Annotated in this window: 7 protein-coding genes; 3 read left to right on the top strand and 4 right to left on the bottom strand. The window is 69.8% G+C overall.

Features of this window, described 5'->3' with window-relative positions; translation table 11 throughout:
* Both M1M07_RS07045 and M1M07_RS07040 read right to left on the bottom strand, forming a co-directional pair.
* Positions 1–2,551: amino acid adenylation domain-containing protein (locus M1M07_RS07045; protein ID WP_248673670.1), on the bottom strand; the 2,551-nt coding region annotated here is incomplete at its 3' end.
* A gap of 228 nt (positions 2,552–2,779) precedes the next feature.
* Positions 2,780–4,294, bottom strand: a complete 1,515-nt coding sequence (locus tag M1M07_RS07040) for an HNH endonuclease signature motif containing protein (RefSeq protein WP_248673669.1) — start codon at positions 4,292–4,294, stop codon at positions 2,780–2,782.
* 78 nt (positions 4,295–4,372) lie between these two features.
* Between M1M07_RS07040 and treY the strand changes: the two genes are divergently transcribed.
* On the top strand, positions 4,373–6,727 hold the full coding sequence (gene treY, locus M1M07_RS07035; RefSeq protein ID WP_248673668.1) for a malto-oligosyltrehalose synthase: 2,355 nt from the start codon (positions 4,373–4,375) through the stop codon (positions 6,725–6,727).
* Positions 6,728–6,831: 104 nt separating this feature from the next.
* Complete coding sequence (locus M1M07_RS07030) at positions 6,832–9,036, top strand: molybdopterin-dependent oxidoreductase (RefSeq protein WP_248673667.1); 2,205 nt, start codon at positions 6,832–6,834, stop codon at positions 9,034–9,036.
* Here the strand turns inward: M1M07_RS07030 and M1M07_RS07025 are convergent.
* Both M1M07_RS07025 and M1M07_RS07020 read right to left on the bottom strand, forming a co-directional pair.
* Complete coding sequence (locus M1M07_RS07025) at positions 9,020–9,844, bottom strand: ABC transporter permease (protein ID WP_248673666.1); 825 nt, start codon at positions 9,842–9,844, stop codon at positions 9,020–9,022. The two genes, M1M07_RS07030 and M1M07_RS07025, sit on opposite strands and share 17 nt — an antisense overlap.
* Positions 9,841–10,836, bottom strand: coding sequence for an ABC transporter ATP-binding protein (locus tag M1M07_RS07020; RefSeq protein WP_248673665.1), 996 nt, complete (start codon positions 10,834–10,836; stop codon positions 9,841–9,843). Before M1M07_RS07020 ends, M1M07_RS07025 begins: the two co-directional genes overlap by 4 nt.
* A 58-nt stretch (positions 10,837–10,894) precedes the next feature.
* On the opposite strand from M1M07_RS07020, the gene M1M07_RS07015 reads away from it, so the two are divergent.
* Positions 10,895–11,743 carry a TetR/AcrR family transcriptional regulator gene (locus M1M07_RS07015; RefSeq protein WP_248673664.1) on the top strand — a complete coding sequence of 283 codons (849 nt, stop codon included), beginning with the start codon at positions 10,895–10,897 and terminating at the stop codon, positions 11,741–11,743.
* Positions 11,744–11,758: the final 15 nt, after the last annotated feature.

Below are 11,758 nucleotides of genomic sequence, written 5' to 3'. Positions count from 1 at the left end.
ACGGCAACCACCGCACCAGATCCCCCGTCCGATACAACCGCCCACCGGGGGTGAACGGATCGGCGACGAACCGCGACGCCGTCAGGCTCGCCCGCGCGTGATAGCCCCGCGCCAGCTGCACCCCACCGAGATACACCTCACCCACCACCCCGACCGGCACCGGACGCAACCACCCGTCCAACACCACCACCGACGTATTGGCCACCGGCAACCCGATCGGCACCGACGCGCGGTCGTCGTCGGCGGGTCCGTAGGCGTGGTACGTGACGTCGACCGCGGCCTCAGTGGGGCCGTAGAGGTTGTGCACCCGGTCGCCGACGAGTTCGGCTGCCGCGTGGGCGGTCGCGGCCGGCAGCGCCTCACCCGAGCAGAAGATGCGGCGGACGGTCGCGAGGCGGTCCGGGGACGGCGCGGATTCGACGAACGCGGCCAGCATGGACGGCACGAAGTGCAGCGTGGTGATCCGCTCCGCGGCGATCACGTCGGTGAGGTACTGGGGGTCGCGGTGGCCGTCGGGCCGGGCCATCACGAGGGTGGCGCCGGTGATCAACGGCCAGAAGAACTCCCACACCGACACGTCGAAGCTCGAGGGGGTCTTCTGCAGGATCCGGTCGTCGGCGGTGAGCGGGTAGGTGTCCTGCATCCACACCAGCCGGTTCACGATCGCCTCGTGGGAGACGACGACGCCCTTGGGCCGGCCGGTGGATCCGGACGTGTAGATCAGGTAGGCGGCGTCGCGGACGGTGAGCGGCCGGTCGGCGTGCGCCGCGTCGGTGCGGGTCTCCGCGGTGGTGTCGGCCGCGGTGTCCGCGGCGATGACGGGCACGGTCAGGTCCGCGAGGAGATCGGCTCGGTCGGCGGCGGTGGCGTCGGTGACGACCGCGGCGGGTTCGGCGTCGTCGAGGATGTAGGCGATCCGGTCCGCCGGATAGGCGGTGTCGACGGGGACGTACGCGGCGCCGGTGCGCAGGATTGCGCACAACACCAGCGGCAGCCGCTCGGAGCGGGCGAGGAGCACCGCGACCCGATCTCCCACCCGGACGCCGTGTTCGCGCAGGCGATCGGCGAAACGCTGGACGGCCGCATCGAATTCGCGGTAGGTCAGCGTGCGGTCCTCGAACCGCACGGCAGTGGCGTCGGGCGTACGGCGTGCCTGCCGGACGAGCAGGTCGTCGAGGGTGGCGGGTTCGAGTTCGCGGACGGCTCCGGCGCCGAGTTCGGCGATCGTGGCGAAATCGGTGTCCAGGAGCGTCGCGGTGCGCGCGACGGGCGTGCCGTCGGCGGAGAGCGCCGCCTCGACGAAGCGGGCCAGTCGCAGTGCGACGAGTTCCAGGTCCCTTTCGCTGTAACGGTCGGCGTCGGCGTCGAACTGCAGCTCGACGGCGCCGGCGGCGGTCTGGCGCACGGTCAGGGACAGATCGCGGACGGGCCCGCGCGCGAGCGAATGCACCTGGGCGTCGAGGCCGTGGAAGCGCAGCTCGTCACCGAACGGTTTGATGTTGAGCCACGGTCCGGACACGGCGGCACCGGATTCGGTACGAACGTCACGGGCGATCCGCTCTCCGCGGTACCGCCCGTGGGCACCGGCTGCACGGATCGCGGCGATCGCGGCGGCGGTCACGGACTCCGCGGTGGCGTCGGCGGCGACCGGAATACGCAGCGGCACGACGTTGACCGCCATCGTCGGGACCGTCATCGCGGCGGAGCCGAAGCGGTTCATCAGGGGGAACTCGAGGACGACCTCGCCGTTCCCGGTCCAGCCGGCGACGAACGCCGCGGTGAGCGCGGCCAGTGCGTCGCCCCACGTTCCGCGGGCGGTGCGGCCGAGCGCGGACAGGGCGGTGGTCGACTCGGGGTCGAGCACGTGGGCGTGGGAGCGCACGCGCGCCGCGAATCCGGCCGCGGCGTTGCCGGTGGACAGGGTCACGGCATCGGGGGCGCCGGCCAGGGTCTGCGTCCAAAAGGCGCGGTCCTGCTCGGATTTCTCCGACGTCTCGTACTGCTCGTACTCCGCGACGACCGCGTCGACCGTCCCGAACCACGAGTCGGGGGCGGCCTCGCCGCGCACGGCGGCCGAGTATCGCTCGGCGGCGCGGCGACCGAGAAGACCGAGGCCGAATGCGTCGAGGACGATGTGGTGCGCGGTGAGCACGACAATCGCGTGATCGTCGGCGAGCAGGAGGATCCGGGCCGCGACGCAGGGGTCGGTTGCCGGGTCTATCGCCTGCCGGTCGGCAAGACGCTCCCGGGCCGCTGCTTCCGGGGCGGGCAGAGCGCTGAGGTCCTCGATGGGGACCGCGGTGATGTCGTGGGCGCCGATCCACTGGACGACCCGTCCGTCCTCTTCACCGAAACGAGCCGAGAGGCCGTCGGCCTCACCGAGGGTCGCGGAAACGGCGTCGACGAGTGCCGTCGAGTCGAGGGTGCCGCGGAGTTCCCAGGCGTGCGAGACGACGTAGACCGCGGGTTCCTCGACCGCCTGCTGTCCGAACCACACACCGGCTTGAGCACCGGTGACGGGGATGGCGCGAACGACGGCAGTCGACATCATGAATGAAACTCCCAGGACAGCGCCCTCGGAGGCTCCTCCGAGGTCGAGCGGACACGGCAAGTTCGGCTCGGGTCACACGCCCACCCGAGTCGATAGTTAGCTGAGCCTACCTTCAGTTAGGTAATCCTGAAATGCCCTCCCCTCCGCGCTTCGCCGACCGGCACGCGGAGGGAGAAGCCTTACTGGACAATGCCCTAGAGAAAGAAGAGTTCGGCACGCCGGTGACCGCTACGGGGAGCCCTCGTCACCTGCGCCGTCCCCGCCCGGTTCCCGCATCCACCGCCTGCGATGCTCGCGCAGCTCGGTTTCGCGGCGGGCGCGGTAGTGCGCCAACGCCGCCGACAACAGATCACCGAGATGATGACGGTGATTGACCCGAGGCTTCTGCTCGGGGTCGATGTGCGGTGGCGGGATCCACTCCGTGCGACCCGGGTGCTCGGAGTTGGCCGACGCGACGCGTGTTTCCCAGCCGCCGGGCCCGTCGTGCACCAGCGCGTGGCAGGCATCGCAGGCGAGGTCCTCGTTGGTGATGTCGGTGAGCCCGCCGTCCCGCCATTCGGTGACGTGGTGCACCGCGGTGAGTGTCGCGGGGGCGTCGCAGCCGGGCCGGGTGCAGCCACCGGACGCGGCGATCAATGCGAGGCGCTGATCGGCCGACGCCAGGCGCTTGGCGCGGCCGAGATGCAGCGGCCGGCCGTGGTGATCGAAAATCGCCAGCACCGGATGCGCGGTCTCGGCCATGCGCAGCGCGTCGCGGATCGGCACCAGCCCGCCGGAGGCGGTGGTCACGATGCCGGTCGCGTCTTCGAGTTGCCTGACGGTCATGGTCAGGATCGCGGTCACCGGCAATCCCCGGTGGCTGCCCAGCACACCCGACGACAACAACTGCCACAGGGCGACTTTCAGTCCGTCGTGGTTGCGCTGCACCGCGGTGCGGGTGTCGCGGGCCGCGGCCTTGGCGAGCGCGTCGCGGTCGAGGGTCTCGGATTCGACATCACCGGAAGGTGATTCGGGGTCGTCCGGATTGTTCATGCCGGGGCGGGCGAGTTTCGCCAGGACCGGTTCGAGCAGCGCCCGGGTCTCGGGATCGATGAGCCCGGAGATCGGGGTCATGAGATCGACGCCCTGCTTGCCGATCCGCAGACCACGCCGACGCTTGCGTTCCTTCTCGTCCGGCACGTCCCCGTCCGGATTCAGGTACGCGAGCAGATGCGCGCCGAGTTTCACGAGATCGTCGGGCGTGACCGAGCAGGCCGCGTCCGCCAGGATCTGCTCGGCGACGGTGATCTCGTCGAACCCGACCCCGTGCGGCACCTTCCGCATCACCTTCGCGACCGCGGCGACATGATCCGGTCCGATCGCCCCAGCCCGCTGTGCCGCGGCGGTGGCGGGCAGTTCCGGTTCCATGTCCTCGCCGTCGAGGGAATGCCAGGTCCCGACCTTCTTCGCGCCCTTGACCCGCCGGGCCGCGTCGGCGCCGGAGATCCGCAGCGTGCCGACCAGGAAGTCGTTGACCGACCGGCACCCGAGATGCCCGGGAATCATGCGTTCGGTGGTTTCGACGATCAGGCGATGCCCGACCGCCGAGGCCTTGCGCAGGGTGGTTTCCAGGCGTTGCAGGACCTCGACGATGTCGTCGTTCGACAGGCCGGTCAGGTCGTCGCCGAGCAGGCCGTCGACAGCGGCGTCGAGGGCAGCAAGCCGCGCCCCGACCTCGTCCCCACGCACCCCCATCGAAAGCATGTTCGAATCGTAGCGACGGGGTCCGACAGAAAGCGCTGAACGAGTCGACCGCCGGAATTCCGTCTAAGGTGACTGCACATGGAGCCATCCGAGGTGCCCGCGGTCCAGGCAACCTACCGCCTGCAACTGCGGGGCGACGAGCTGCGATTCGACGACGCCGCAGCGCTCGTCGACTACCTCGCCGAACTCGGGATCAGCCACCTCTATCTGTCCCCCGTGCTCACGGCGACGGTCGGATCGACCCACGGCTACGACGTCACCGACCCGGCCACGGTCTCCGATGCACTCGGCGGCCGCGCCGGGCTCGAAGCACTCGCCGCTCGCGCGCGCTCCCGCGGCATCGGCCTGGTGATCGACATCGTGCCCAACCACGTCGGCGTCGCCGACGCCCGCCAGAACCACTGGTGGTGGGATCTGCTGCAGCACGGGCAGCAGTCCCGGTACGCCCGGCACTTCGACGTCGATCGGGAATCCGATGGTGCCGACGGGAAGATCGCGCTGCCCGCACTCGGCTCCGGCGACGGCCCCGACGACCTGACGGTGGATCGCACCGGGCCGGAACCCATGCTCGCCTACTACGACAAGCGGTTTCCCGTCGCACCCGGCACCGACACCGGAACCGCCGCCGAAGTACACGAGCGGCAGGCGTACCGGTTGGTGCCGTGGGACTCGGGACTCGTCGGCTATCGGCGGTTCTTCACGATCGACGATCTCGCGGCGGTGCGCGTCGAGGATCCCGCCGTGTTCGACGATGCGCACGTACAGGTCGCCGAGTGGGTGGCGGACGGACTGGTCGACGGAATCCGGGTCGACCACCCGGACGGTCTCGCGGACCCGACCGGATATCTCGTCCGGTTGCGGACGCTGCTCGGGCCGGACCGCTGGCTGGTGATCGAGAAGATCCTCGGCGCCGACGAACCGCTCGATCCGACGCTGCCGGTGGACGGCACCACCGGGTACGACGCATTGAACGAGCTCGCAGCCGTATTCGTCGATCCGCGAGGCGAATCGGCTCTGACCGAACTCTCCCGCAGGTGTACCGGCACGGCCGAGGACGCGGCATGGTTCCACGAGCAGGAGGTGCAGTCGAAACGCGCCGTCCTGACCGAGGGACTGGGACCGGAGGTTCGCCGGCTCGTGCGTGCGGTGCGGCGCGACGCGGGCACGGCCGGTGTCGACTCGAATGCGCTGCGCGAGGCGGTGGTCGCGGTCGCGGCGGCGCTGCCGGTGTATCGGGCGGACTATGCGCCGCTCGCCGGCATGCTGCCGCGGATCGTCGGCGAGGTCGCGGGTGCTCGCCCCGAACTCGAGGCAGCGCTGCAACTGCTCGTCCGGGCGTTGTCCACGGGAGGGGAAGCGGCGGCCCGGTTCGGCCAGGTGTGCGGCGCCGCGACCGCGAAGGCGGTGGAGGACCGGCTGTTCTACCGTGCCTCCCGGCTGATCTCGTTACAGGAGGTCGGTGGGCAGCCGGGACGGTTCGCAATGCCGGTCTCGCAGTTCCATCTGGCGTGGCAGGAGCGGGCACGGCGGTGGCCGCAGGCGATGACCGCCCTGTCGACACACGACACCAAACGCAGCGAGGACGTCCGCGCCCGCATCTCGGTACTCTCCCAGGTCGCAACGCAGTGGGCCGCTCACCTGGCCGAGTGGGACGGTCTCGCACCGAGTCCCGACCCCGCCTTCGGATCCTTTCTGTGGCAGACCCTGTTCGGAGTGTGGCCCGAGGACGGAGTGGTCACCACCGAGTTACGCGGACGGGTCCACGAGTACGCGCGAAAGGCACTGCGGGAAAACGGGACACGAACGACGTGGACGCAGGTCGACGACGGGTTCGAGGCTGCGGTCGCGGGCTGGATCGACGCCGTGATCGACGGTCCGGTACACGACGCGATGACCTCGTTCGTCGGCTCGGTCTCCCGGCACGTCGCGGCGGTGTCGCTCGGCCAGAAGTTGCTGCAACTGCTCGGACCGGGGATTCCCGACGTGTACCAGGGCACCGAACTGTGGGACGACTCGCTCGTCGATCCCGACAACCGGCGCCCGGTGGACTTCGACACCCGCCGCCGGCTGCTCGCCCACCCCGAGGCGGCGCCTCCGAAGTTCCGGGTCGTACGCGAGGCGCTGCACCTGCGCCGGGCGCGGCCGTCGAGTTTCGTCGGCGGCGCGTACGTGCCGCTGGTCGCGGCGGGTCCCGCCGCCGGCCATGTCCTGGCATTCGGACGTGGACCGGCCGCCGACGACCTCGACGTCGTCGCGGTGGCCACGCTCCACACCGTGGCACTCAGCGACATCGACTGGGAGGAAACGGTTCTCGATCTTCCGTCGGGAAGCTGGACGGATCGGCTCACCGGCCGGGCCTTCACCGGCTCGGTACCCCTGAGCGAGATCCTCGGCACGCTGCCAGTCGCGGCCATCGCCCGCGACGACGGGTGAACATCGCCCGCGACGGGACGGACCGAAGGTGTCCTCTCGCGGACGATCGTCCGTACTGTCGAACCTTCGTTACGAGCGCCTCGCGGGAGTGCTAGGTTTCACACATGACCGCGGAGGGGGCCGCTGTGTCCACACGTACCGTCGCTCGTCAGTGCACCCTGTGTGAGGCGCACTGCGGAATACGCGTCACCGTCGACCACGACAGGGTCACCCGCATCGAGGGCGATCCCGATGACGTGCTCTCGCACGGCTACATCTGCCCGAAGGCCACCGCGCTCGCGGATCTGCACCACGACCCGGACCGGCTCCGTCGCCCGATGCGACGCGTCGGCGACGGCTTCGAGGAGATCGGCTGGGACGAGGCGTTCGCGCTGGCCGGCGAACGGTTGCGCGCCGTCCGGCGACGGCACGGTCGCGACGCGATCGCGATGTACCTGGGCAACCCGGCCGCACACAGCTCGTCGGTCGTCTACGGCATCGCGCTGCGTGTCGCCCTCCTCACCCGCAAGTTCTACTCGGCGTCCTCGATCGATCAGTTCCCGCAGGAGTTCGCGGCGTGGAAGATGTTCGGCTCGAACGTGCTGATGCCGATCGCCGACATCGACCGCACCGACCGACTGCTGATCCTCGGCGCCAATCCCGCGGTGTCCAACGGCTCGATCACCACGATGCCCGACGCCCGCGGCCGCATCGCCGCGATCCGGCGCCGCGGTGGATCCGTGGTCGTCGTCGACCCGCGGCGCACCGAGACGGCGCGGCTGGCGGACGAGCACGTCGCGGTGCGTCCGGGCGGCGATCCGTACCTGCTGCTCGGCATGCTGCACACGATCCTCGCCGACGGCACCGGCCCGGCACCGGGCACCGTGCCGCTGACCGGCATCGAGGACCTCGCCGAGCTGGTCGCACCCTGCACGCCCGAGGCGATGGCGCCCCGCGCCGGGGTGGACGCGGACACCATCCGGCGCCTGGCCCGCGACCACGCCGCGGCCCGGTCCGCGATCGCGTACGCCCGCATCGGTGTCTGCCATCAGGTCACCGGCACCCTCACCCACTGGCTGGTGAACACGCTCAACGCCGTGACCGGAAATCTCGACCGGCCGGGCGGCCAGATGTTCGCGACGCCACCGATCGACGCGGCCCGTCTCGTGCGGCTCTTCGGTTCGGGCTACGGCCTGTGGAACAGCCGCACCGGCGAGCACAAGTCGTTCCGGACCGAACTGCCGGTGGTGGGTCTGGCCGACGAGATGCTCGGTGACGTAGCGGGTTCCGGCGGCCCCGTCCGCGCGCTGGTCACCTACGCCGGAAACCCGGTGCTGTCCACCCCGCAGGGAGGCCGTCTCGACGAGGCCCTCGAGGGTCTCGACTTCTTCGTCGCGGTCGACATGTACCTCACCGAGACGTCCCGGCACGCCGACCTGATCCTTCCGCCGGTGTCCCACCTCGAACGCGAGGAATTCGACTTCCTGTTCCCGGTCTTCTCCGTCCGCAACAACGCACGGTTCAACGCTCGGGTGTTCGAGCCGGCGGCGGACGCGCTCGAGGACTGGCAGATCCTGTCGCGCCTGGTCCTCGAGGTGCTTCCGCTTCCGTTGCGGTCGCGGCTGACTCGTCCTCTCCGCGCCCTGCTCGATCGAGTCAGCCCACTGCGGCTCGGTGCGCTCGGTGTCCTGACCGGCCCGCACGGTGTGCTGCGCCGCGGGCGTCGGGGGTTGACACTCGGGAAGATCCGGCGTTCCCCCGGAGGAGTCGACCTCGGGCCGCTGCAACCGCGGCTGCGGTCGCTGCTGGCCACCCGGGACCGCCGCGTGCACGTGGCGCCGCCGGAGTTCGTCGACGAGACACGCCGCCTGCTCACCGAGACCGAGAAACCTTCGCAGGAAACGGAATTCGACCTACGCCTGATCGGACGCCGCCACCTGCGGTCGAACAACTCGTGGCTGCACAACATTCCGACGATGGTCAAGGGCCGCGACCGGTGCACGGTCCTGATGCATCCCGACGACGCCGCGTCCCGGTCGCTCGTCCACGGCCAGCCGGTGACCGTGCGCTCCCGGATCGGCAGCATTGTGGTGCCCGTCGAGGTCAGCGACGAGATCCGGGCCGGTACCGTCGCGATTCCGCACGGCTGGGGTCACGACGAGAAGGGTGTCGGCTGGTCCACGGCCGCCGCCCACCCCGGCGCCAACGTCAACCTGCTGCACGATCCGGCGGTCACCGACACCTTCACCGGCAACGCCGCAGTCAACGCGACGATGGTGAACGTGGCCGCGACGACCACCGCGGGCACCGCCGTCAGACCGTCCGATTGACCGTGCGGATGCCGACCCACAACCCGACCGCACACGTCGCGAACGCGGCGACGAAACCCCACGCGACGTCGCTGTCCCACAGCGTGCCGGTGAACAACGCACGCTCGGCGTCGACGATGTAGGTCAGCGGGTTCACCTTGGCCGCCGCCTGCATCCACGCGGGACCCGAGTCGAGCGGCAGCATCATGCCGGCGAGCAGCAGCAGGGGGAAGATCACGGACTGCTGGACGCCCCAGAACAGCCACTCCCGGCCCTTCGCGGCCAGGCCCAGCGCGTAGGACAGCGCACCGAGACCGATCCCGAAGATGCCCAGGATCAACAGGCCCACGAGCACCTGGATCGGATAGAAGGCCAGGCCGAACGGGATCGCGGCGACCGTGATGAGCAACGCCTGCCCGACGAGCGGTGCGAACTCCTTCAGTGCACGGCCGACGAGGATGGACGAGCGGTCCAGTGGTGTTGCGAGGATGCGTTCGTAGGCACCGGTCATCAACTCGTACAGCAGGTTGCCGCCGACCATGCCGGTGCCGAAGATCGCGATCATCACGAGCACACCGGGCAGGAACCACTGCAGCGCCGTATCCCCACCGATGCCACCGGCGCCGAGCATGCCGTCGAGCAGCGGACCGAACAACGCGAGGAACACCAGCGGTTGCAGCAGCGAGAAGATCAGCGTGAACGGATCGTGCAGCACGACGAGGATCTCGCGCGTGAACACCGCCCCGGTGTCGTGGAGCCACTTGCGTAGCCGCGAGCGATCTTCCAGGACATAGGATTCGGCCGCGGTCCGGTCGATCACGTAGGTCATGCCGCCTCCTCGCGCAGGGACCTGCCGGTCAGATTGAGGAACACGTCGTCGAGCGACGCGGGTTTCACGTCGGTCGAGGTGACGGACACGCCCGCGGCGTCCAGGGCTCGCATCAGCGGCGGAACCAACTCGGGGCCGTTGCGTGTGCTGAGTGCGAGCCGCACCGCACCCGTGCCGGTCACCGATTCGGTCACGGAGACGACGGCGGACGGCAGCACCGACCGTGCGGTCGCCGGGCTCTGCCCCGCGGCCAGTTCGACGGTGACGACATCGTCGGCGTAGTCCCGTTCGAGCACCTCGGGTGCGGCGTCTGCGATGACGGTGCCGTGGTCGATCAGCACGATCCGCTCGGCCATCGCGTCGGCCTCGTCGAGGTAGTGGGTGGTAAGCAGCAGCGTCATACCGTTCTCCTCACGCAATCGCAGGACGTGCTCCCACAGATTCGCGCGGGCGTGCGGGTCGAGGCCGGTGGTGGGCTCGTCCAGGAACAGCAGGCGCGGATGGTTCATCAGTCCCATCGCGACGTCGAGCCGGCGGCGCTGTCCGCCCGAGAGGGATTGCACGGTGCGCTTCTCCAGACCGGTCAGTTCCAGCGCCTCGAGCAGGTCCGCGGCACGTCGTTTCGCGACGTCGCCGGGGACGGAATAGAACCGCGCCTGGTTCCGCAGTTCGTCGCCGACCCGGTACGAGTAGCCCCCGGCGTTGCCCTGTCCGACGTATCCGATGCGGGCCCGCACCGCGGCCGGCTCGCGCACGACGTCGCGGCCGGCGACCTCGGCGGTTCCGGAGGTCGGCGTCAGCACCGAGGTGAGCATCCTGATGGTGGTGGACTTTCCGGCGCCGTTGGGGCCGAGGATCGCCACGAGTTCCCCTTGGGCGACATCGAGGTCGATGCCCTTGACCGCCTCGACGGTCTCTTTCCTGCGGCGAAAGGTCTTGGTCAGTCCTCTCGCCCGAATCGCGTTTCCCGTACGGTGTACCGATTCAGTCACAGATTTGACGGTACGCTGTACGAAAAGCACGCGCAACGGCATCTTCCGAGGAGTTCGAGTGGTCGAGATCGATCCGGCCGACAACACCACACCCCCGGCGGGCGACAAGCGATTCGCACCCTTGTGGGAACCGCCGGCAGCTCCGACGCGTGGCCGGCCCGCGCGCGTGAACCGCACGCAGATCGTCGACGCCGCGGTCGCGATCGCCGACGAGCGCGGACTCGACGCGGTGTCGATGCGCTCGGTCGCGCGGGCGCTCGGCGTCGGCACGATGACCCTCTATTCGCATGTGCCGTCCCGGGACCATCTGATCGATGCCATGATCGACCGCGCCTACGCCGACTTCGCACTGCCCGACCCGGACCTGCCGTGGCGCACCGCGCTCGAAACCTATGCGCGCGGGTACTTTTCGCTGCTGCGGACCCATTCCTGGCTCCTCACCGTGAACGCCTGGAGAATGCCGTTGGCACCCCACGTCTTCGACGCGGACGAGGCCGCCTTCCGGATCCTCGTCGACACCGGCCTGACCGCGAACCAGGTCGTGGAGACGATCGGCATCGTGCGCCAGGCCGTGTCCGGGTTCGCGCGCGCCGCCGCTGCGGAGATCGCCGACGAACGCGACCAGGGCACCGACTACGAGGCGTACTGGTCCGCGCAGACCGACTTCTGGGAGAACACCTTCGACCCGGCCCGCTACCCGACGATGACGCGGTTGTGGACGATGGGGGCGTTCGACGACGCCGCCACTCCGTTCGACCTGCGCATCGGCGGGCTGCTCGACACCATCGAGCTGCTCATCGAGCGGGCCGGGGACTCCGGTAGCGCTGTCCCGTCGTTCGACGAGTGCGTGCGCATGTCCGGACCCGACCCTGCCGGGTGTGCGGACGTCGACACAGCCGACGCTTGAGCCCCGAGCTTCCGC

Origin of the sequence: Rhodococcus sp. HM1 (assembly GCF_023218075.1) — a bacterium.
Taxonomy (GTDB): domain Bacteria; phylum Actinomycetota; class Actinomycetes; order Mycobacteriales; family Mycobacteriaceae; genus Rhodococcus.
Note: the sequence above shows the minus strand (reverse complement) of the source record. Positions and strands in the feature narration are given on the sequence as shown.

Excerpts from the sequence above, each read along its gene's own strand:
- M1M07_RS07040 (WP_248673669.1), bottom strand. The coding sequence starts at position 4,294 with ATGCTTTCGATGGGGGTGCGTGGGGACGAGGTCGGGGCGCGGCTTGCT.
- treY (WP_248673668.1), top strand. The coding sequence starts at position 4,373 with ATGGAGCCATCCGAGGTGCCCGCGGTCCAGGCAACCTACCGCCTGCAA.
- M1M07_RS07030 (WP_248673667.1), top strand. The coding sequence starts at position 6,832 with ATGACCGCGGAGGGGGCCGCTGTGTCCACACGTACCGTCGCTCGTCAG.
- M1M07_RS07025 (WP_248673666.1), bottom strand. The coding sequence starts at position 9,844 with ATGACCTACGTGATCGACCGGACCGCGGCCGAATCCTATGTCCTGGAA.